The sequence below is a fragment of the Enterobacter sp. AG326 genome (assembly GCF_004362415.1).
GTDB lineage: Bacteria > Pseudomonadota > Gammaproteobacteria > Enterobacterales > Enterobacteriaceae > Enterobacter > Enterobacter asburiae.
This window is the reverse complement of the sequence record NZ_SNXG01000005.1, coordinates 118834-140175: the sequence shown is the minus strand read 5'-3', so window position 1 is coordinate 140175 and position 21342 is coordinate 118834. Positions and strand designations below refer to the sequence as shown.

Annotated in this window: 18 protein-coding genes and 1 tRNA gene; 10 read left to right on the top strand and 9 right to left on the bottom strand. The window is 56.3% G+C overall.

Going from position 1 to position 21342, the window contains the following annotated elements:
• Position 1 precedes the first annotated feature (1 nt).
• From spoT to recG, 3 genes are read left to right on the top strand one after another with little or no spacing between them, the layout of a single operon-like run.
• Positions 2 to 2116 carry a bifunctional GTP diphosphokinase/guanosine-3',5'-bis pyrophosphate 3'-pyrophosphohydrolase gene (gene spoT / locus DFO52_RS16625; protein ID WP_023309883.1) on the top strand — a complete coding sequence of 705 codons (2115 nt, stop codon included), beginning with the start codon at positions 2 to 4 and terminating at the stop codon, positions 2114 to 2116.
• A 4-nt stretch (positions 2117 to 2120) separates the two neighbouring features.
• Entirely contained in the window at positions 2121 to 2810 is a 690-nt protein-coding gene (gene trmH / locus DFO52_RS16620) for a tRNA (guanosine(18)-2'-O)-methyltransferase TrmH (protein ID WP_133550797.1), read from the top strand.
• A 3-nt stretch (positions 2811 to 2813) separates the two neighbouring features.
• Complete coding sequence (gene recG / locus DFO52_RS16615) at positions 2814 to 4895, top strand: ATP-dependent DNA helicase RecG (RefSeq protein WP_133550796.1); 2082 nt, start codon at positions 2814 to 2816, stop codon at positions 4893 to 4895.
• Between the two features lie 2 nt (positions 4896 to 4897).
• Here the strand turns inward: recG and gltS are convergent, their stop codons facing one another.
• Complete coding sequence (gltS, locus tag DFO52_RS16610) at positions 4898 to 6100, bottom strand: sodium/glutamate symporter (protein ID WP_029740798.1); 1203 nt, start codon at positions 6098 to 6100, stop codon at positions 4898 to 4900.
• Positions 6101 to 6325: 225 nt separating this feature from the next.
• Between gltS and xanP the strand changes: the two genes are divergently transcribed.
• Both xanP and DFO52_RS16600 read left to right on the top strand, forming a co-directional pair.
• Positions 6326 to 7717 (top strand): xanthine/proton symporter XanP, encoded by a 1392-nt coding sequence (xanP, locus tag DFO52_RS16605; RefSeq protein ID WP_054829885.1) that lies wholly within the window; start codon positions 6326 to 6328, stop codon positions 7715 to 7717.
• Between the two features lie 119 nt (positions 7718 to 7836).
• The gene (locus DFO52_RS16600) at positions 7837 to 9540 is read left to right on the top strand and encodes an AsmA family protein (protein WP_133550795.1); all 1704 of its coding nucleotides are present in this window, start codon (positions 7837 to 7839) and stop codon (positions 9538 to 9540) included.
• 60 nt (positions 9541 to 9600) lie between these two features.
• On the opposite strand, the gene yicI is transcribed toward DFO52_RS16600, so the two are convergent.
• Positions 9601 to 11919 carry an alpha-xylosidase gene (gene yicI, locus DFO52_RS16595; protein WP_133550794.1) on the bottom strand — a complete coding sequence of 773 codons (2319 nt, stop codon included), beginning with the start codon at positions 11917 to 11919 and terminating at the stop codon, positions 9601 to 9603.
• 12 nt (positions 11920 to 11931) lie between these two features.
• Positions 11932 to 13323 carry a glycoside-pentoside-hexuronide family transporter gene (locus DFO52_RS16590; RefSeq protein ID WP_133550793.1) on the bottom strand — a complete coding sequence of 464 codons (1392 nt, stop codon included), beginning with the start codon at positions 13321 to 13323 and terminating at the stop codon, positions 11932 to 11934.
• A gap of 289 nt (positions 13324 to 13612) precedes the next feature.
• Between DFO52_RS16590 and DFO52_RS16585 the strand changes: the two genes are divergently transcribed.
• Positions 13613 to 13707 (top strand) — tRNA-Sec (locus DFO52_RS16585).
• 477 nt (positions 13708 to 14184) lie between these two features.
• Here DFO52_RS16585 and DFO52_RS23315 read toward each other — a convergent pair.
• Positions 14185 to 14355, bottom strand: a complete 171-nt coding sequence (locus tag DFO52_RS23315; RefSeq protein ID WP_072034184.1) for a DUF3950 domain-containing protein — start codon at positions 14353 to 14355, stop codon at positions 14185 to 14187.
• A gap of 406 nt (positions 14356 to 14761) precedes the next feature.
• Between DFO52_RS23315 and DFO52_RS16570 the strand changes: the two genes are divergently transcribed.
• Both DFO52_RS16570 and DFO52_RS16565 read left to right on the top strand, forming a co-directional pair.
• Positions 14762 to 15073, top strand: coding sequence for a type II toxin-antitoxin system RelE/ParE family toxin (locus tag DFO52_RS16570; protein WP_230598699.1), 312 nt, complete (start codon positions 14762 to 14764; stop codon positions 15071 to 15073).
• Positions 15070 to 15369 (top strand): XRE family transcriptional regulator, encoded by a 300-nt coding sequence (locus tag DFO52_RS16565; protein WP_023309874.1) that lies wholly within the window; start codon positions 15070 to 15072, stop codon positions 15367 to 15369. The genes DFO52_RS16570 and DFO52_RS16565 overlap by 4 nt, the downstream gene beginning before the upstream one ends.
• Before the next feature lie 28 nt (positions 15370 to 15397).
• On the opposite strand, the gene DFO52_RS16560 is transcribed toward DFO52_RS16565, so the two are convergent.
• From DFO52_RS16560 to DFO52_RS16540, 5 genes are all read right to left on the bottom strand, one after another.
• Positions 15398 to 15835: an acetyltransferase gene (locus tag DFO52_RS16560; protein ID WP_047646721.1), complete on the bottom strand. Its 438-nt coding sequence runs from the start codon at positions 15833 to 15835 to the stop codon at positions 15398 to 15400.
• Between the two features lie 105 nt (positions 15836 to 15940).
• A complete protein-coding gene (locus tag DFO52_RS16555) occupies positions 15941 to 16939 on the bottom strand; it encodes a class I SAM-dependent methyltransferase (protein ID WP_133550792.1) in 999 nt (332 codons plus the stop codon).
• Positions 16940 to 17024: 85 nt separating this feature from the next.
• Positions 17025 to 17963: a helix-turn-helix domain-containing protein gene (locus tag DFO52_RS16550; protein WP_133550837.1), complete on the bottom strand. Its 939-nt coding sequence runs from the start codon at positions 17961 to 17963 to the stop codon at positions 17025 to 17027.
• A gap of 189 nt (positions 17964 to 18152) precedes the next feature.
• Positions 18153 to 18632, bottom strand: a complete 480-nt coding sequence (locus DFO52_RS16545; RefSeq protein ID WP_133550791.1) for a hypothetical protein — start codon at positions 18630 to 18632, stop codon at positions 18153 to 18155.
• A 1-nt stretch (position 18633) separates the two neighbouring features.
• Positions 18634 to 19395, bottom strand: a complete 762-nt coding sequence (locus DFO52_RS16540; protein ID WP_133550790.1) for a winged helix-turn-helix domain-containing protein — start codon at positions 19393 to 19395, stop codon at positions 18634 to 18636.
• A 706-nt stretch (positions 19396 to 20101) separates the two neighbouring features.
• Here DFO52_RS16540 and DFO52_RS16535 point away from each other — a divergent pair.
• Positions 20102 to 20704: a LuxR C-terminal-related transcriptional regulator gene (locus DFO52_RS16535; protein WP_133550789.1), complete on the top strand. Its 603-nt coding sequence runs from the start codon at positions 20102 to 20104 to the stop codon at positions 20702 to 20704.
• Between the two features lie 53 nt (positions 20705 to 20757).
• Complete coding sequence (locus tag DFO52_RS16530) at positions 20758 to 21342, top strand: fimbrial protein (RefSeq protein ID WP_029740784.1); 585 nt, start codon at positions 20758 to 20760, stop codon at positions 21340 to 21342.

Here is a 21342-nt window from a genome sequence, read left to right as displayed (position 1 = left end):
CTTGTATCTGTTTGAAAGCCTGAATCAACTGATTCAAACCTACCTGCCTGAAGACCAGATTAAGCGTCTTCAGCAGGCGTATCTCGTTGCACGTGACGCTCACGAGGGCCAGACACGTTCAAGCGGTGAACCCTATATCACGCACCCGGTAGCGGTGGCCTGTATTCTGGCCGAGATGAAACTCGACTACGAAACGCTGATGGCCGCTCTGCTGCATGACGTGATCGAAGATACCCCTGCCACCTATCAGGACATGGAACAGCTGTTTGGCAAAAGCGTTGCCGAACTGGTGGAAGGGGTCTCTAAGCTTGATAAGCTGAATTTCCGCGACAAGAAAGAGGCGCAAGCCGAAAACTTCCGCAAGATGATTATGGCGATGGTGCAGGATATCCGCGTCATTCTCATCAAACTCGCTGACCGTACCCACAATATGCGCACGCTGGGCTCACTTCGCCCGGATAAACGCCGCCGCATTGCCCGTGAAACCCTCGAAATCTACAGTCCGCTGGCGCACCGTTTAGGTATTCACCACATTAAAACCGAGCTGGAAGAGCTGGGTTTTGAAGCGTTGTACCCGAACCGCTATCGCGTGATTAAAGAGGTGGTGAAAGCCGCACGCGGTAATCGTAAAGAGATGATTCAAAAAATCCTCTCGGAAATTGAAGGGCGCTTACAGGAAGCGGGAATTCCGTGCCGCGTCAGCGGTCGCGAAAAACATTTGTACTCCATCTACTGCAAAATGGTGCTCAAGGAGCAGCGTTTTCACTCGATCATGGATATCTACGCTTTCCGCGTGATTGTCCACGACTCGGACACCTGCTATCGCGTGCTTGGGCAGATGCACAGCCTCTACAAACCGCGTCCGGGCCGCATGAAAGATTACATCGCCATTCCAAAAGCGAACGGCTATCAATCTTTGCACACCTCGATGATCGGGCCACACGGCGTGCCTGTTGAGGTGCAAATTCGCACCGAAGACATGGACCAGATGGCAGAGATGGGTGTTGCCGCACACTGGGCGTATAAAGAGCACGGTGGCGAAAGCAGCACGACCGCACAAATCCGCGCCCAGCGCTGGATGCAGAGCCTGCTGGAGCTTCAGCAGAGTGCGGGTAGCTCGTTTGAATTTATCGAGAGCGTTAAATCCGATCTCTTCCCGGATGAGATTTACGTTTTCACCCCAGAAGGTCGCATTGTCGAACTGCCTGCGGGCGCCACGCCGGTCGACTTCGCCTACGCCGTGCATACCGATATCGGGCATGCCTGCGTCGGCGCGCGTGTCGACAGACAGCCTTATCCGCTGTCTCAGCCGCTCTCCAGCGGCCAGACGGTAGAAATTATTACCGCGCCGGGCGCACGTCCGAACGCGGCCTGGCTGAACTTTGTCGTGAGCTCCAAAGCACGCGCCAAAATCCGCCAGCTGCTGAAAAACCTCAAGCGTGATGATTCCGTCAGCCTGGGACGTCGTCTGCTCAACCACGCGTTGGGCGGCAGCCGTAAGCTGGCTGAAATTCCGCAGGAGAACGTCCAGCGCGAGCTGGAGCGCATGAAGCTCGCGTCGCTTGACGACCTGCTGGCAGAGATTGGTCTCGGCAACGCCATGAGCGTAGTGGTGGCGAAGAACCTGCAGCAAGGCGATACGACAGCGGTGCCGGCAACGACGCAAAGCCACGGACACCTGCCGATTAAAGGCGCGGACGGGGTGCTGATCACCTTCGCAAAATGCTGTCGTCCAATTCCTGGCGACCCGATTATTGCGCACGTCAGCCCGGGTAAAGGGCTGGTTATCCACCACGAGTCCTGTCGTAACATTCGCGGCTACCAGAAAGAAGCCGAGAAGTTTATGGCCGTCGAGTGGGATAAAGAGACCGCACAGGAATTTATCACCGAAATTAAGGTGGATATGTTCAACCACCAGGGTGCCCTGGCGAATCTGACGGCAGCGATCAACACGGCTTCTTCCAACATTCAGAGCCTGAATACGGAAGAAAAAGACGGCCGCGTGTACAGCGCCTTTATTCGTCTGACCGCCCGCGACCGCGTGCATCTGGCGAATATTATGCGCAAGATCCGCGTCATGCCGGACGTGATTAAAGTCACCCGAAACCGAAACTAGGTTTATGAATTCACAACGTTATGCACGTATCTGCGAAATGCTCGCCAGGCGTCAGCCTGACCTGACGGTCTGCATGGAGCAGGTGCATAAACCTCATAACGTCTCTGCTATCGTTCGTACCGCAGATGCAGTCGGTGTGCATGAAGTGCACGCCGTCTGGCCGGACGGCCGTATGCGCAATACGGTCTCGGCGGCGGCAGGCAGCAACAGCTGGGTGTCTGTCAAAAATCATCACACCATTGGCGAAGCCGTATCGCACCTGAAAGGGCGCGGGATGCAGATCCTGGCCACTAACCTGTCCGCTAAAGCCGTAGATTTCCGCGAGATCGACTACACCCGCCCGACCTGCGTTTTGATGGGTCAGGAGAAAACCGGGATCACCCAGGAAGCGCTGGATCTGGCGGATCGGGACATCATCATTCCGATGATCGGCATGGTCCAGTCTCTCAACGTCTCCGTGGCGTCCGCGCTCATTCTGTATGAAGCGCAGCGCCAGCGTCAGAACGCCGGGATGTACGAGCGCAGCAACAGCATGCTGCCGGAAGAGGAACAGCAGCGCCTGCTGTTTGAAGGTGGTTATCCGGTGCTGGCTCGCGTTGCGAAGCAGAAAAAATTGCCTTACCCCCACGTCAACGCGCAGGGCGAAATTGAAGCCGATGCCGAGTGGTGGGCCACCATGCAGTACGCCGGGTAAGCGATGAAAGGCCGCCTGCTGGATGCCATCCCGCTTAACAGCCTGACGGGCGTGGGCGCGGCGCAAAGCAATAAGCTGGCAAAAATTGGCCTGCACACCGTGCAGGATCTCCTGCTTCACCTCCCCCTGCGTTACGAAGACCGCACCCAGCTCTACAAGATTGGCGATCTCCTTCCCGCCATTTACGCCACCGTTGAAGGCGAAGTCCTGAACTGCAACATCACCTTCGGCGGACGCCGGATGATGACCTGCCAGATCAGCGACGGCACCGGCATTCTCACCATGCGTTTTTTCAACTTCAGCGCGGCGATGAAAAACAGCCTGGCGACGGGCCGCAGGGTGCTGGCCTATGGCGAAGCCAAACGCGGGAAGTACGGCGCAGAGATGATCCACCCGGAGTACCGCGTGCAGGGCGATCTCAGCACGCCGGAAATGCAGGAGACGCTCACCCCGGTTTACCCGACAACCGAAGGCATCAAGCAGGCGACGCTGCGTAAGCTCACCGATCAGGCGCTGGAGCTGCTGGATACCTGCGCCATTACCGAGCTGCTGCCGCCCGAGCTGGCGCAGGGCATGATGAGCCTGCCCGAGGCGCTGCGCACCCTGCACCGCCCGCCGCCAACGCTGCAGCTCAGCGATTTAGAAAGCGGCAAACACCCCGCCCAACAGCGTCTTATCCTTGAGGAATTACTGGCCCATAACCTGAGCATGCTGGCACTTCGTGCGGGCGCGCAGCGTTTCCACGCCCAACCCTTAAGCCCGCGTGATGAGCTCAAAGATAAGCTGCTGGCCTCTCTGCCGTTTAAACCCACCGGCGCGCAGGCGCGCGTCACCGCCGAGATTGAACGCGATATGGCGCTCGACGTGCCGATGATGCGCCTGGTGCAGGGCGACGTCGGGTCCGGTAAAACGCTGGTTGCCGCCCTGGCCGCCCTACGCGCGATCGCCCACGGTAAGCAGGTGGCGCTGATGGCGCCGACCGAGCTGCTGGCCGAGCAGCACGCCAATAATTTCCGCGCCTGGTTTGCGCCGCTGGGGATTGAAGTGGGCTGGCTTGCCGGGAAGCAAAAAGGCAAAGCTCGCCTTGCGCAACAGGAGGCTATTGCCAGCGGGCAGGTGCAGATGATTGTCGGCACGCACGCCATCTTCCAGGAGCAGGTGCAGTTTAACGGTCTTGCGCTGGTGATAATCGACGAGCAGCACCGCTTCGGCGTACATCAGCGTCTGGCATTATGGGAGAAAGGCCTGCAGCAGGGTTTCCACCCGCATCAGCTGATCATGACCGCCACGCCGATTCCGCGCACCCTGGCGATGACCGCCTACGCCGATCTGGATACCTCCACCATCGACGAACTGCCGCCGGGCCGTACGCCGGTCACAACGGTCGCGATTCCTGACACGCGCCGCAGCGATATCATCGACCGCGTGCGCAACGCCTGCACCCAGGAAGGGCGTCAGGCCTACTGGGTCTGTACGCTGATTGAAGAGTCTGAACTGCTGGAAGCACAGGCTGCCGAAGCAACGTGGGAAGAGCTTAAGCTGGCGCTGCCCGAGCTGAACGTGGGTCTGGTTCACGGACGCATGAAGCCCGCCGAAAAACAGGCGGTGATGCAGTCGTTCAAACAGGGTGATTTGCATCTGCTGATCGCCACCACGGTGATCGAAGTCGGCGTGGACGTCCCCAATTCCAGCCTGATGATCATCGAAAACCCGGAGCGTCTCGGCCTTGCCCAGCTCCACCAGCTGCGCGGGCGCGTCGGCCGTGGCGCGGTTGCGTCCCACTGCGTACTGCTCTACAAAGCGCCTCTTTCCAAAACCGCCCAGATGCGTCTGCAGGTGCTGCGCGACAGCAACGACGGTTTTGTGATTGCGCAAAAAGACCTGGAGATCCGCGGCCCGGGCGAACTGCTGGGCACGCGTCAGACGGGTAACGCGGAATTCAAAGTAGCGGATTTACTGCGCGATCAGGCCATAATCCCCGAAGTTCAGCGCCTGGCTCGCCATATTCATGAACGCTACCCCGAACAGGCGGCAGCGTTAATTGAGCGCTGGATGCCGGAAACCGAACGCTATTCCAACGCCTGATCTCAGGCAAACATCGGCAGCATCAGGTACAGCTTGATCACCAGCGCGTTGACGATATCAATGAAGAAGGCGCCAACCATCGGGACCACCAGAAACGCCATGTGCGATGGCCCGAACCGTTCTGTGATCGCCTGCATATTGGCGATAGCCGTTGGAGTGGCCCCCAGACCAAACCCGCAGTGACCCGCCGCCAGCACCGCCGCATCGTAGTTTTTGCCCATCATGCGCCAGGTCACGAACATGGCGTACAGCGCCATAAACAGCGCCTGTACCGCCAGAATCGCCACCATCGGCAGCGCCAGCGAGGCCAGCTCCCACAGTTTGAGGCTCATCAGCGCCATCGCCAGGAACAGCGACAGGCAGACGTTGCCGAGCACCGATACCGCCCGTTCAAACACGCGGTAGAAGCCCATCAGCGCCAGACCGTTGCTCAGGATCACCCCGATAAACAGTACGCAGACAAACGTCGGCAGTTCAAATGCGGAACCCGCAAGCCATTGCGCAACCACTTTGCCCACGGTCAGACAGATGGCGATCGTCGCGATAGTTTCAATCAGCACCAGCGAGGTGATGCTGCGGCCAACGTCCGGCTTTTCGAAAGCGGTCGGCACCAGCTCATCATCCGGCCTGCCGTTTGGCGTGGTGGAGTGCTTCACCAGATACCGCGCCACCGGGCCGCCAATCAGACCACCCAGCACCAGGCCAAAGGTCGCACAGGCCATCGCCACTTCCGTCGCGTTTTCAAACCCGTAGCGCTCGATGAACAGCTTGCTCCACGCGGCCCCGGTACCGTGACCGCCCGAAAGGGTAATCGACCCCGCCAGCAGCCCCATCAGCGGATCCAGCCCCAGCAGCGTCGCCATCCCGATGCCGATGGCGTTTTGCATTAGCAGCAGCCCCACCACCACAATCAGAAAGACGCCCAGCACCTTACCGCCCGAGCGCAGGCTTGCCAGATTGGCGTTCAGGCCGATGGTGGCAAAGAAGGCCAGCATCAGCGGGTCCTTCAGGGACATGTCAAAATCAATTTCCCAGCCCATGCTTTTTTTCAGTATCAGCAGGGCCAGCGCCACCAGCAGACCGCCGGCGACAGGTTCAGGAATGGTGTACTTTTTCAGAAAGGAAACACTGTGTACCAGCTTGCGACCAAGCAGAAGAACCAGCGTTGCGGCAACAAGGGTCGACAACGTATCGAGATGAATCATAAAAGGCTCCTGTTATGCGCGTGTTCCATACACACGCGGCGTTATCCTGGGCCGGTTTGCGCTCGTCATGAGCCCCCGGCGCAAAAAGTGTAATTTTTTTTCCTCACGCGTTGTAGAAAACCTGCTCACAGCAGCAGATTTTCTTCCCTTTTTTTGCTGGCAATCGTTTGCTTTTACCAGGTGGTCAGATAAAATGCCCGCTTTTCCACCGTGGGATTGCCGCCGATGTCCGTTAACACCATAGAGTCGCCCGATGCGCAACCGATTGCGCAGAAGCAAAATAGCGAACTGATTTACCGCCTTGAGGACCGCCCGCCGCTACCGCAAACGCTTTTCGCCGCCTGCCAGCATCTTCTGGCGATGTTTGTTGCGGTGATCACCCCGGCGCTGCTGATTTGCCAGGCGCTCGGCTTACCGGCGCAGGACACGCAGCACATTATCAGCATGTCTCTCTTCGCCTCCGGCGTGGCCTCGATTATTCAAATTAAAGCGTGGGGTCCGGTGGGGTCAGGTTTATTGTCGATTCAGGGCACCAGCTTTAACTTCGTGGCACCGCTGATCATGGGCGGTACGGCGCTGAAGACCGGCGGTGCGGATGTTCCGACCATGATGGCGGCGCTGTTCGGCACCCTGATGCTGGCCAGCTGCACGGAGATGGTCATCTCCCGCGTTCTGCATCTGGCTCGCCGCGTCATCACCCCGCTGGTTTCCGGCGTCGTCGTGATGATTATCGGCCTGTCGCTGATCCAGGTGGGCCTCACCTCCATCGGCGGCGGCTATGCCGCAATGAGCGACCATACCTTCGGCGCGCCGAAGAACCTGCTGCTGGCGGGTGTCGTGCTGGCGATCATTATTCTGCTTAACCGTCAGCGTAACCCTTACCTGCGCGTCGCCTCGCTGGTGATCGCCATGGCGGTGGGCTACCTGCTGGCGTGGGCGCTGGGCATGCTGCCGGAGAACACCGCGCCGACCAACAGCGCGCTGATCGTCGTTCCCACGCCGCTGTACTACGGACTGGGCATTGACTGGGGCCTGCTGCTGCCGCTGATGCTGGTCTTTATGATCACCTCTCTGGAGACCATCGGTGATATCACCGCCACCTCCGACGTCTCCGAGCAGCCGGTGTCCGGCCCGCTGTACATGAAGCGCCTGAAAGGCGGCGTGCTGGCGAACGGTTTGAACTCGTTTGTCTCTGCGGTATTCAACACCTTCCCGAACTCCTGCTTTGGCCAGAACAACGGCGTGATCCAGCTGACCGGCGTTGCCAGCCGCTACGTCGGTTTTGTGGTGGCGCTGATGCTGATCGTCCTCGGCCTGTTCCCGGCGGTAAGCGGCTTTGTGCAGCACATTCCTGAGCCGGTGCTGGGCGGCGCAACCCTGGTCATGTTCGGGACTATCGCGGCCTCCGGCGTGCGTATCGTCTCCCGCGAGCCGCTGAACCGCCGCGCGATCATGATTATCGCGCTGTCGCTGGCCGTCGGTCTGGGTGTTTCCCAGCAGCCGCTGATCCTGCAGTTTGCGCCTGACTGGGTGAAAAACCTGCTCTCTTCCGGCATTGCCGCGGGCGGTATCACCGCTATCGTACTGAACCTCGTTTTCCCGCCTGAGAAAAATTGATTTCTCTCACGGCAGGCAGTCAATGCCTGCCGTGACATCTAATTACACCATTCCCGCCTTGAGGATTGCGCATAAATCGTGCATAACTCCCTTATGTGCGTTTTGCGGGATGGAAGACCATGAAATTTATTGGAAAGCTCCTCATCTATCTTCTGGTAGCCCTGCTCATTGTGCTGCTGGCGTTCTACATTCTGCTCCAGACCCGCTGGGGCGCTTCTCAGGTCAGCAGCTGGGTGACGGTGAATACCGACTACGAACTCAGTTTCGACAAGATGAATCACCGCTTTTCGTCGCCTTCCCACATCATTCTGGAAAACGTCACCTTCGGTCGGGACGGTAAACCTGCCACGCTGGTAGCCAAAAAAGTCGATATTGGCCTGAGCAGCCGCCAGATAACCGATCCGCTGCATATGGACACCATCACCCTGTTCGACGGCACGCTGAATCTCTCGCCCCAGACGGCACCGCTGCCTTTCCAGGCGGATCGCCTGCAGCTGAACAATATGGCGTTTAACAGCCCGAATACCGAATGGGACCTGAGCGCGCAGAAGGTCACAGGCGGCGTCAGCCCGTGGCAGCCGGAAGCGGGCAACGTGCTGGGGAACAACGCGCAGATCCAGATGAGCGCAGGCTCGCTGACCCTGAACGACGTACCGGCCACCAACGTGCTGATCGAGGGCCAGCTTAACGGTAAGGAAGTGGTGCTAAAAACGATTGGCGCCGACATGGCCCGTGGCTCGCTTACCGGCTCCGCCCTGCGCAACGCCGACGGAAGCTGGATTATCGAAACGATGCGCCTGAACGAAATTCGCCTGCAGAGCGATAAAACGCTGATGGCGTTCTTCGCGCCGCTGGCCACTATTCCCTCTCTGCAGATTGGTCGTCTGGACGTGACCGACGCCCGGCTTCAGGGCCCGGACTGGGCGGTGACCGATCTCGATTTAAGCCTGCGCAACCTGACTCTCAGCAAAGGCGACTGGCAGAGCCAGGAAGGCCGCCTGTCCATGAACGCCAGCGAGTTTATCTACGGCTCGCTGCATCTTTTCGACCCGATCCTGAATGCGGAGTTTTCCCCGCAGGGCATGGCGCTGCGTCAGTTCACCTCCCGCTGGGAAGGCGGCATGGTGCGCACGTCCGGTAACTGGCTGCGCGACGGTAAAGCGCTGGTGCTGGACGATGTTGCCATCGCCGGGCTGGAGTACACCCTGCCGCAGAACTGGAAAACGCTGTGGATGGAGCCTCTGCCGGAATGGCTTAACAGCGTCACGCTGCAAAAATTCGGCCTGAGCCGCAACCTGGTGATCGACATCGATCCCGCCTTCCCGTGGCAGATCACCTCTCTGGACGGCTATGGCGCAAACCTGCAGCTGGTGAAAGATCGCCAGTGGGGCATCTGGGGCGGCAGCGCAACCCTGAACGGTGCGGCGGCGACCTTTAACCGCGTGGACGTGCGTCGTCCGTCGCTGGCGCTGAATGCCAACGCCGCCACGGTGAACATTACCGACCTGAGCGCGTTTACCGAGAAAGGTATTCTGGAAGCCACGGCGACGGTTTCGCAGCTGCCGCAGCGGCAGACCACGGTGAGCCTGAACGGGCGCGGCGTGCCGCTCAACGTACTGCAGCAGTGGGGCTGGCCTGCATTGCCGATTACGGGCGACGGCAATATTCAGCTCACCGCCAGCGGCAGCGTGCAGGCAAATGCCCCGCTGAAGCCAACGGTGAACGGCAAGCTGAACGCGGTGAATATGGATAAACAGCAGGTTCAGCAGACGATGACGGGCGGTGTGGTATCGACCGCACCCTCACCCCAGCCCTCTCCCTGAAAGGGAGAGGGAGTAAACCCTTCCCTCGCCCCTTTGGGGAGAGGGTTAGGGTGAGGGGAATTAAAGGTGAACCACCACCTCATTCCCCTCCGCTTTCACTACCACACCCCACTCGCTGCCCGCGTGTGAACCACCCTTCACGCCGCTCACCTTCTGCACGTTGCGCAAGCACACCGACCAGTTTTGTGCGTCTCCCGCGCCGGTAAAGGTCACGATGTCGCCCCGACGTGACGCCTTCAGCGTAAACGTCACGGAGCCGTCCGCCGCAGGCACCTCGCTCACCGCCGTTGCCCCGTCGTCCAGGTTAAACAGCTGGAAGGCCGTCCCCTCATTCCACGCGTAGTCCGGCTTCTGGTTATTGTTACCCAGCGCCAGCAGGGTGTTATCGCGCACGTAGACCGGCAGGCTCATGAAATCGTGCTGCTGCTTATGCCAGCGGCTGCCCTGAATTTCGTCGTTGTGCCACAGGTGCGTCCAGCGGCCTTCCGGCAGATAGAACTGCACGTCGCCCGCCTCGGAGAACACCGGCGCGACCATTACCGAATCCCCCAGCATGTACTGGCGGTCGAGATAATCGCACGCCGGATCGTCCGGGAACTCCAGCATCATCGCGCGCAGCATCGGTGTGCCGAACTCGCGCGCCAGCGCCGCCTGACGATACAGATACGGCATCAGCTGACACTTCAGCTGGGTGAAGTGGCGCACCACGTCGCAGGACTCGTCATCGTAAGCCCACGGCACGCGGTAGGATTTGCTGCCGTGCAGGCGGCTGTGGCTGGAGAACAGCCCGAACGCGCACCAGCGTTTATAGACGTGCGCCGGAGCGGTGTTTTCGAACCCGCCGATATCGTGGCTCCAGAACCCGAAGCCGGACAGGCCAATCGACAGCCCGCCGCGCAGGCTTTCGGCCATCGATTCATAGTTGGCGTAGCAGTCGCCGCCCCAGTGCACCGGGAACTGCTGCGCACCCACGGACGCCGAACGGGCAAACAGCACCGCCTCTTCCTCCCCCACCGTCTCTTTCAGCACGTTCCACACCAGCTCGTTATAGATGTAGGCGTAGTGGTTGTGCATCTTCTGCGGATCGGACCCGTCGAACCACTGCACGTCCGTCGGGATACGCTCGCCGAAGTCGGTCTTGAAGCAGTCGACGCCGATCTCCACCAGGCCTTTCAGCCTGTCGGCATACCACCGGCACGCTTCCGGGTTGGTGAAGTCATAGATCGCCAGCCCCGGCTGCCATTTGTCCCACTGCCACAGGGAGCCGTCCGGGCGCTTAAGCAGGTAGCCCTTCTCTTTCAGCTCCCGGAAGATCGGGGATTTCTGGCCGATGTACGGGTTAATCCACACGCAGACCTTCAGCCCTTTTTCCTTCAGGCGGCGGATCATCCCTTCCGGATCCGGGAAGGTCACCGGGTCCCACTCGAAGTCGCACCACTGAAAGGCCTTCATCCAGAAGCAGTCGAAGTGGAACACGTGCAGCGGCAGGTCGCGCTCGGCCATGCCGTCGATAAAGCTGTTTACCGTCGCTTCGTCGTAGTTGGTGGTGAACGAGGTGGTCAGCCACAGGCCGAACGACCAGGCAGGCGGCAGCGCCGGACGCCCGGTGAACTGCGTATAGCGGTTCAGCACCTCTTTTGGCGTCGGGCCTTCGATCACGAAGTACTCGAGATATTCCCCTTCGACGCTGAACTGCACTTTGGAGACCTTCTCGGAGCCGACTTCAAACGAGACGTTCTCGGGGTGATTCACCAGCACGCCGTAGCCGCGGTTGGTCAGGTAGAACGGGATATTTTTGTAGGACTGCTCGGTGCTGGTGCCGCCGTCGCGGTTCCAGGTTTCGACCGTCTGGCCGTTGCGCACCAGCGCGGTAAAGCGCTCGCCCAGTCCGTAGACCGTTTCCCCCACGCCCAGATCCAGACGTTCGAACACGTAATTGCGGTCGGCATTGCTGTCCTGCACGTAGCCGTTGTTTTTCAGCTGGCTGCCGGTAATGCGCAGGCCGTTGCGCAGGAAATCCAGCGCCCAGAACTCGCCTTTGGTGACGCGCACGCTGACGCTTCCGCTTTTCAGCTCGGCAAACTCGGCGTTGTTCTCAATCTCTAACTTCACGTCTTTCAGAACGTTCAGCGGATAGTGCGGGCCGTTATTCAGCGCACCCTGGAAGTGCTCGATGCGCACCCCGACAATCCCTTCCTGCGGGGCAAACAGGCGCACCGTGAACATCAACGTGTCGAGCTGCCAGGTGCGCTCGCGCACGTCGCGCGGCGCAACAAACACCACCAGGTCATTGCCCTGCTGCTCCACGTCGAACACCTGAACTGGATACGTCACGTTCAGGCCCGGTTGAATAAGCCAGTTTCCATCACTGATTTTCATGCTCTCGTCCTCTTAGTTCTGTAATTCTTTGCTGACCGGCAGTTTTTCAAACTCCTGCTGATTGCGGCGCGCGCCCTGCGCCAGCTCGCCCAGGATTTTGGTCAGGAAGGGGGTTTTCAGCGTGTAATAGCGTTTGGCGATGATGGCGCTCAGCACGTAGCAGACCGCCGGGGCCAGGGTAAACAGGCCGATAATGATGCTGATGGTCGCGCTGTTCTGAGTTTTGGCTGCCGCGTCGTAGCCGCCGCCTGCCAGCATCCAGCCGATCATCGCCCCGCCCAGCGCCAGGCCGAGCTTCAGCACGAACAGCGTGCCCGCAAAGCTAATGCCGGTCAGGCGCTTGCCGTTGGTCCATTCGCCGTAGTCGACGGTATCGGACATCATCACCCACTGAATCGGCGTCACCAGCTGGTGCAGCACGCCGATGACGAAGATAAAGGCGAACATCAGCACGGTGGCATGCATCGGGACGAAGAACATCGCCACGCTGACCACCGCCAGCGCGGCGTTGGTCCACCAGAAGATGCTGACCTTGCACTTCCAGTCGGTGAGCGGTTTCGCCAGCGCGGAGCCGATCAGGTTGCCGACGCAGTAGGTGGTGAGGAACGCGACGAACACCTCTGGCGAGCCCATGATCCAGGTGCAGTAGTACATCATCGCGCCGCCGCGCACGCAGACGGCGAGGATGTTGAGGATGGTGAGCACGCCGACGATGCGCCACTGGTCGTTGTGCCAGATGTCGCGCAGGTCTTCCCGCATGGAGGTAGTGCTCGGCGGCACCTGGATGCGCTCTTTGGTGGTAAAGAAGCAGAACGCCAGCATCAGGAACGCGACTACCGACAGCACGGCAATCCCGCCCTGGAAGCCGAACGCCTTATCGTCGCCGCCAATCAGGTTCACCAGCGGCATCATCAGCACCGTGGAGAGCATGCCGCCCGCCGTCGCCAGCACAAAGCGCCAGGACTGTAGGGAGATACGCTGCGTCGGGTCGTTGGTGATCACGCCGCCCAGCGCGCAGTAGGGAATATTGACCACGGTATAGAGCAGGGTCAGCAGGGTGTAGGTAACGGCAGCGTAAACCATTTTGCCGTTGAGGCTGAGGTCCGGCGTGGTGTAGGCCAGCACGCAGACGATGCCGAACGGGATGGCACCAAACAAAATCCACGGACGGAACTTGCCCCAGCGGCTGCGGGTGCGGTCGGCAATCAGCCCCATGCACGGGTCGGAGATCGCATCCAGCGCGCGCGCCAGCAGGAACATGGTGCCGACAAACCCGGCGGGAATGCCGAAAATGTCGGTGTAGAAAAACATCATGTACAACATGACGTTATCAAAAATGATGTGGCTGGCGGCGTCTCCCATGCCGTAGCCAATCTTCTCTTTTACTGACAATACTTCTCTCATCTTTTTTTATCCTTCACGCTGTAGGGGGCGCTGAGACCGGTTGCATTGGTTTTAAACCATTGTTTCAAAGGCGGGTATTGCGTTTTCTGGTTAGCAGATTACGTTTCTTGTTTTTTGTGATCGCGGTAAATGTTGGGAGCACGAGGGGCTAACATGAGGATTTTCTTAGGAATTAACTGAAACAGGGGTGTACAGGTCAAAAGAGAGGTGAAAAAAGTGTGTCGGGGTATGTGGTAAATGCCTGAAAGTAGCTATAATGCGCCCCGCCTCCATGTAGCAATCGAGGCGCGGAAGATCGTCATCTCCGGTGAGGTGGCTGGACTTCAAATCCAGTTGGGGACGCCAGCGTTCCCGGGCAGGTTCGACTCCTGTGATCTTCCGCCAAAATGCCATCCGCTTTAATAAAAACTTTATTAATAAATAGATTCGCCCAATCCAGTCACCTTAAGTGAACATGATCACTTATTAATTTAAATATTGAGTGTTATTCTCTCCCCCATTTCAAAACTATCACCAAGGGAAGGTGTAATGGAATGGATTATAGGTGCTGTAATTTTAATGGTCATTATTGGTGCTATATTGAAGCCCAGACAGTGTGATATCTGTCATAATCACTTTAAGAAGAAATACTACACATGGGAAATTGAAGGGAAGAAACAACATTTATGTCCCAATTGTAATGGAAAAATGCAACGACGGATAAGTTCGCAAAAATTTAAAAGCAGATTCGGTTAAAAATAGCTGATTCATTTTAAGGATATAATTGATAATTATAACATCATCATCAATGATAAGTTTGGAGCATATATTCCTAACTTATCATTTATTTCATCGTCAACACGACCTATAAAGCTTTGATGACTACTCACTCAAAAACCTAAGCCTACACGCCTCTTTCAACCACGTACTCAAATTTCCTTTCCCCGCAGCCTTCTCAACATTTTCCAAAAGCTCATCCTCGAACCGGATGTTATTCCTCGTGCTTTTTGTGCGGTCAAGATTTGGTTTCTTTTTCTTGAGACGTAATCCAATCTCCGGCAGCCATTGCCGATCTGTAAGGTAAAGATGTTCGAACTATTAATGGGCATCTCATGAAAAATTTTTCTGGTCGCAAAGTTGAATAACATTCAACCAACCGGTTATCCTGGATAGTTCACTAGTTAGGAAAACGCCAAATTTTCAGAGAGATAGGTCACTATAACCTCGAAGCAATACTCGCCAGCATGAATAGAAAAAATGCTGGAAAGTGCCTCGCAATTATTTAATTGCGCGATCAGTTTGATTTCCCTTCTTTGTCATACTCTTGCCACTAACAGCCTGGCTGTCGATGGCAGCCATTGCATTTATTAACTACAGCTTATATTCTATTTATAAGCTACAGCTTATCATGGACGAAAGCATGTGGACGGTTCTGTTCGGAAAGGTATTCGAGCAATGACTGCTTGAGCAGGAAGAAGGATTACAGGATAAGATACTGGCAGACCTGCTAAATCTGCAAAAATATGGGCCACGTCTTCCACGGCCCTATGCAGATACGGTTAAAGGCTCACGGTATAACCATATGAAGGAATTACGTATTCAATATGCTGGACGTCCGATACGTGCTTTCTTCGCATTTGATCCTGTCCGTCAGGCCATTGTGCTTTGCGCGGGCGATAAGAATAACGACAAAGCCTTTTATGAAAAAATGATTCGCATCGCAGATGCCGAATTTTCCTTCCATCTGACAAGCCTGGAGGCAACCAAGTGAAAACCTTAAATGAAGTGATTGCGTCACGTTCACCGGAAAGCCAACAACGTATTAAAGAGATGGCAGATGAAATGATCCTCGAGACGGGTCTGCAACTTTTACGTGAAGAGCTGAGACTTTCGCAAAAAAATGTTGCCGATCTGATGGGGGTGAGTCAGCCCGCAGTAACGCAGCTAGAGCAACGTGGAAATGAACTCAAAATTGCCACGCTTAAGCGCTACATTGAGGCAATGGGGGGGAAACTTCATATCGACATTGAACTTCCCACAGGAAAACGCGTTGCATTTCATATCTAAAAGTATGATTTCTGCGTTAAGTTAATATTCATTCACCCAACCGCATATGTAGTAGCGGAAACGGATTCCCCTGCCCGTCCAGTTCCGAGCGTCCGACCTGCTCAAACCCCATATGACGATAAAACGCGACGCCCTGCGGGTTCTGCTCATTCACGTCCACTTCGTTTACGCCAAACGCTGCGATGGCGTGTTGCAGCAGTAATTTCCCGACGCCCTTCCCGCGGCTCGCGTCGTCAACAAACAGCATTTCAATGCGGTTTTCATCCACGCCTAAAAAGCCGTGTATAACGCCTGCGTCATCGCGAGCGATCACGACCTTGAGGTTAGGCAGATAGGCGTTGAGCAATAACGGGCGCAACGCCGCAATATCGCTTTCCTGTAAAAAGTGATGGGTGGCGCGGACGGAGGATTCCCAGATCGCGACCAGACGTTCGAAGTGTGTGTGGAGTGCGGTTTCTATTTTCATGGGGCGGATCATGATTGGAAAACCGAACTATTTCAAGCCACGCTTTGCGGGCTCTTCCCCATCTCACCCTAGCCCTCTCCCTCAAGGGAGAGGGAACAGATCGAGCTAAACCCTAATCTCCATCACCGCGTACACCCCATCTTTCGGCACCACCACGGTGACGTTTTCCACCGGCACGCCCGCCGCGAGGTGGATATCCTGCAGCTGCTGTAACGACCTCGGGTGAATATCCTCCCAGCCGATACCCCGCAGCACAAAGTCAATTTGCGGGCTGCTGGTCAGCATGTTCGACACAATCACCGCCCCGCCGGGCTTGACCAGCCGCAGCGCGCGCTGGAGAAAAATCACCGCATCGGTATCGTTGAAGTATTCGAAAATCCCCAGCGCGTCAACCAGTTCGGCCTGATGCTCGCCCAGCTCCAGCAGCAGGTCCTCGTTACGCACCAGCGCATGGAGCAGGTTGCGCCTGAGCAGCGTCAGCTGTTCGCCCACCACAATCCCTTCCTGCGCCGCCATAGTTTCGGCCCAGCTGAGCGCCACCGGGTCTTTGTCCACCAGCGTGAGATACACCCGCTGGCCGTCGAGCTTTGCTTCACGCAGCGCCTCCAGCACCGGGATGGCGGCACCGCTCGCGAGGCTGACCCAGTTGTTCTCGCTCTCATTATGAATGTACTTATCCACCAGCGCGGCCAGCACCCGGGCGCGGGAGCGCACGCCAATCGCATCGTTAGCGTGGATAAACCACTGGCGGCTGTCGCTGTCCATTTTAGTGCCGTCGGGCAGGCGGTCTTCCAGCGGGTTTTGCACCACAAACAGCGCCAGCGCGGAGGGCACCAGCCGGGTGCGCCACGCGGTGAGCGCCGGGCGGTTGCGGAAGGCCTGTTCGGAATAGCGGTTCTGCGGGACAAGCACGGCCTGCCCCCCTTCGTCGTATTCCACCCTCGGAGGCCGGAGCGCTGGCTCGGCTTTCAGGGCGCGGTCAAGGGAGGCGATCTCACGGGCAGCGTCGTCTTTCATCGGCCACTGGTCGCTGACGTCGGGAAATGACGCGCTGAAAATCGTCATATTTTCCGGTGCATCGCCGCGAAAAGGCTGCCAGTTCATGTCGTCTTCCCTCCGTTAGGCTTTTAACGGAAGTCTATCCAGGCGGGCCAGTAATACCCTACGAAGAAAGCACGAAATAGGTGCATCAGTTCTGCGACGTGCGCCATACCCCCGGCGTGCAGCCGTACTCGGTCTGAAAATGACGAATAAAATGGGCGCAGTCGCTAAACCGCATCCGCCGCGCAATATCCGTCACGCTTTGCTGAGAGTTTTTCAGCAGCCAGCAGGCATAGCGTAGCCTGGCGCTGCGGATAAATTCCCGCGCCGTTTTGCCAAACTCGGCGTGAAACAGGCGGTTAAGCTGACGTTCGCTCAGCTTGACGTCCTGCGCGAGCCTGGCGGCGTTCAGCGGGTGAGTCAGATACTGTTCGACGATCGTCACCGCCCTGCGCAGCCGTGAATCAGGGATCATGGCGATATTCGCGGGCCGCGGCGTGGCGGCGTCATGCGAAGGAAGGGACAGCCGCCGGGAGGTGGTGGCCGCAATGTCGTCTCCCCCGTGGGCGCGGATCAGCGCCGTTATCAGGGTGAGCGTTGAGATCCCGCCCGGGCAGGTCAGCACATCGCCTTCGTCGATAAAATCGAGGCCTTGCTCAGCATAAACCTGCGGAAAGCGTTGGGTGAAAACGTCATGGTGATGAGGATGAATCGAGGCGCGGCGCTCGTTCAGTAAGCCTTCCTCCGCCAGGATAAAGCTGCCGGTACCAATACCAATCAGAGGAACGTTGTTGTGATAAGCATCCGTGAGAAACGCTCTGTCGCCACGGTGTCCCTGGTGAAGATGCTCCAGCCCCCCACCAATCACCGCAATATAGTCAAAGTTGCCGGGCGGTGCATGGGCGGCCTCGGGCCGCACGCTGAGCCCTGAGCTGCTCACTACCGGTAAGTCGGGATAAGTGCTTATCAGGCTGAGTTTAAAGCGTATTTTCTGGCTACGCTTCTGGACGCTGGATGCAATGCGTAACGCCTCTATTAATCCTGAATATGCGAAAAGCGAGAAATGGGGCCACAGGAGTAAACCCATATGCAGGGATTTATTCCGTGCAGGCGTCATTCTGACGCTATCATCAATTATATTTTTCATTAACTTGCCGAAGAATAATTACATTATCGCAACATTATTGTTGCTGTTATATTTTCCTAAGATAGGTCCTGGCTGTTAAATCAAGCATAAATGATGGTCGCAAAAACTTAAAAACATTTCTCCCTGTCGCTATCCGTTTTTTGACGTGTGGCACACATAGGTCGGCAGCGTCCCCAGAATAAATAAATAATTCTCATTCTGCTGTTTCTTAATACGCATATAAATATTCTTATTTGGATAGATAAAAAATAAGGGCTCGTACTTCTCCAGCCAGCTGTCGCTGATGTTGTCGTCCGGAAATTTCATATTGCGTATGGACGTCAGATTAAAGACGCTGTCTTTGCGCTCAATCTGAAAGAAAACTTTGCGATTCAGGGTCTTCGTAGGATCGCTTTTCAACCGGCCATTCATGCTGAGTATTCCGCTGTTACCCTCCACGGTGTAATTCAGCCACAGAGAGAGCGTTTCATCACGGTGATGCTGAATAAAGTTCGCCTGGCATGAAAAGGGCTGGATGTAATGGCGATGCCAGAGGTAATACGCCGCCACGACAGCCCCCATCAGCAGGCACAGGCAGAGCGCAACAAGCGTTTGACGGTAGCGAACCATGCTAGCGATCCTCTATAAAATAATCGGACATACAGCGGTTGGGTTCCGTCATCGGCCTGTCACAGCGAATGACCGATGCGCGAGGAAGCAGGATGTAGCCGCTGACGTACACCCAGGGATAGTTCGCGCACTGGTCCTTAAACGGGGCGGCATAGGCCAGGGCTTTATCCCGGTCGCGCTGCGTTTCAATATCGCGAGAAAAATAGAGCTGGCATTCGCCCATCTTCATCGCGAAGCGGTACCCGTCGACGAAATAGCTGTCATGCAGCAGGTTATGGCTGATAACGCTCACGCCAGCCAGCATCAGCAATAGCACCAGCGCGCCCGGCAGCCAGAAGCGGCGCGTCGAGACCGTCGGGGCGACAGCCTCTTCGCAGACATCCGGAGCAGCACGTTCTTCCTCTTCAGCCTGCGGCGGCGTCTCTTTAACGGTGATTTGCGTATCGCTTGCGAGCGTCAGTCCAATGCGCGGGATAGTGACAATCGGATCGGTTTCAAACCCTACTCTCTTCAGCCCCTTACGCAGAATAGAAATATTCTGGTAGTAGGTATTAGGCGAAACCAGCATCCCCCGGCGCTGCCAGACAATATCCATGCACTCCTGTTGAGTCACTATACTTCCGACTCTTTCTATTAATAACAACAAACAGCGCCCCGCCGGGGAATTTAATACCACCACCCGGTCAGGATTGTTGAGATCGCGTAATGTGCTGGCCGCTGGATGAAACTCTACCAGGCCATTAATAATGTAATGCTTATGCATAGAATGGGCTAAATACCTCCGGTCAACGCCTGTTGCTCCAGTAGATTCCCTTCACGGTTAACCTGCGTATCCCTCGCCTGTGTAAGGATTAATGTGACGGATTAATGCGCAACTGTATATCCTGGCGCCTGGCGAAAAATCTTATTTTTCCTTTCTCTTTATCTGACCGGTCTGAAGTTTTCTTAACCACCATTTTAAGCCGTCTTGACACTGACAAAACTCGACAAAGGCGCCTGTTGAACGCTTTAGCCATCGTTGTCTGAATTATTCAGCGCGCTTAATTTGTTTTTTTAATAAAAAGCAGAAAGGACGCGCTCTGCCAGCGGGTTTCGAAATTACGACCAATTCGAAAGCTGTCGTCTTAATTAACAATTTCGGTGCGAAACTGTTAGCCACCGTCAGTAACAACCCGCTTCGCATGACGTCCCCAGACTATTTCCTTACAAAACATTTATTAAAGCCAACTTTTCAATAAAAACTACCGGTATGATTATTTGCAGGCAGATAAGCAAAAGCCGGTTCAGCGAGGAGAAATTGACGCTACACCTAAACCGTACTTAAAACAAATTAAGATTAATTCAGGTTACCTCTTTTACGCCCTGAGTATAGTGGGCTCACACCGTGCAATGCTTAATTGCTTCGAAAATACAGGCATCGTTCTGCCAGACAGACGAGTCTCATTACAATTATAAATCGAGGGAATGACATGGCGAATAAGCTCAACAACACACGTCATTTAAATATCGCGCTATTGGGTGGAGATCACTTTGCGCGCCAGGGGATCACCGCGTTATTAAAAAATATTGTCCCGGCTATGCAGATTACAGCATCGATCGATAATTACGCGGAGATCGAAACGATACTCGCGGCCGCACCGGTAGACGTGATTTTTTTATCCGGCATGGAGAAATATCACGCGGGATATGACTGCCTGAAATATATCAGGAAGATGAAAGTCCTTTATCCCGACGTACTTATTTGCATGTATTCCGCACCGGCAAATTCCTGGCTGTGGATACGCGGTGAAATAGACGCCTATCTCTCGCTGCAGGACCCGCTTTATCACTGGCGAGCCAGCGTATTAAAAATGGTCGATAGCCGTTATCGCCCACTAAAAAAACCCACGGCGTTATCGCTGACGCCGGGTGAATGGAGGGTATTGAAGGAACTGCGAAAGGGTCTGGATATGCGTTACATCGCCGAAACAGAGCAGCTTTCTTACCGTCGTGTCAGCGCGTTAAAAAGCTCAGCGATAAGAAAACTCGGGCTCAGGAACAAGACAGATTTGCTGGTCTTTTTAACCAGTTAGACCTGCTGCTTTCAGAGCAAATCTCGACATAACACCATAATGGAATCAGGACAATGAAAGCTCAATTCAATAATAAAACGCTGCTCGCGATCGCTATTGCGGCATTACTGCCAGCGGGCACGGCCCTGGCTGCCGGCACCAGCGGCGGCACGGTGAACTTTAGCGGCAAAGTGGTGACCTCCGCCTGCGCCATCAGCGCAGGAAGCGCCAACATTGACGTTGATATGGGTGAAGTGCGTACCGCAACGCTGGCGACCGCCGGCAGCGTTGCCAGCACGGCAAAAGCGTTTGCCATCACCCTGGAAGATTGCGAAATCGCCGATACATCAGCCTCTACGGATGAGAACCCGATTGCCGCCACAACCGTGGCCGTCACCTTCACCGGCACGCCGGACACTTCCGATGTTAATAGCCTGTCCGTCGGGGCAAACGGCAGCGCCAACTCTGCGCAAAACGTGGCTATTCGCCTTTATGACGAGCAGGGCAACGTGGTGAACCTGGGTGAACCTGCTGCGGCCATCCCTCTGCGTAAGGGTGCCAACACCCTGAACTTCAGCGCGAAATATTACTCGCCGAAGGGCGGCGCCACCGCGGGTGATGCCAGCGCCGTCGCAACCTACACCGTAACCTATTCGTAA

Excerpts from the sequence above, each read along its gene's own strand:
- DFO52_RS16540 (WP_133550790.1), bottom strand. The coding sequence starts at position 19,395 with ATGCATAAGCATTACATTATTAATGGCCTGGTAGAGTTTCATCCAGCG.
- DFO52_RS16555 (WP_133550792.1), bottom strand. The coding sequence starts at position 16,939 with ATGAACTGGCAGCCTTTTCGCGGCGATGCACCGGAAAATATGACGATT.
- trmH (WP_133550797.1), top strand. The coding sequence starts at position 2,121 with ATGAATTCACAACGTTATGCACGTATCTGCGAAATGCTCGCCAGGCGT.
- DFO52_RS16560 (WP_047646721.1), bottom strand. The coding sequence starts at position 15,835 with ATGAAAATAGAAACCGCACTCCACACACACTTCGAACGTCTGGTCGCG.
- DFO52_RS16550 (WP_133550837.1), bottom strand. The coding sequence starts at position 17,963 with ATGGGTTTACTCCTGTGGCCCCATTTCTCGCTTTTCGCATATTCAGGA.
- DFO52_RS16535 (WP_133550789.1), top strand. The coding sequence starts at position 20,102 with ATGGCGAATAAGCTCAACAACACACGTCATTTAAATATCGCGCTATTG.
- DFO52_RS16600 (WP_133550795.1), top strand. The coding sequence starts at position 7,837 with ATGAAATTTATTGGAAAGCTCCTCATCTATCTTCTGGTAGCCCTGCTC.
- xanP (WP_054829885.1), top strand. The coding sequence starts at position 6,326 with ATGTCCGTTAACACCATAGAGTCGCCCGATGCGCAACCGATTGCGCAG.
- recG (WP_133550796.1), top strand. The coding sequence starts at position 2,814 with ATGAAAGGCCGCCTGCTGGATGCCATCCCGCTTAACAGCCTGACGGGC.
- DFO52_RS16590 (WP_133550793.1), bottom strand. The coding sequence starts at position 13,323 with ATGAGAGAAGTATTGTCAGTAAAAGAGAAGATTGGCTACGGCATGGGA.
- DFO52_RS16545 (WP_133550791.1), bottom strand. The coding sequence starts at position 18,632 with ATGGTTCGCTACCGTCAAACGCTTGTTGCGCTCTGCCTGTGCCTGCTG.
- DFO52_RS16530 (WP_029740784.1), top strand. The coding sequence starts at position 20,758 with ATGAAAGCTCAATTCAATAATAAAACGCTGCTCGCGATCGCTATTGCG.
- gltS (WP_029740798.1), bottom strand. The coding sequence starts at position 6,100 with ATGATTCATCTCGATACGTTGTCGACCCTTGTTGCCGCAACGCTGGTT.
- yicI (WP_133550794.1), bottom strand. The coding sequence starts at position 11,919 with ATGAAAATCAGTGATGGAAACTGGCTTATTCAACCGGGCCTGAACGTG.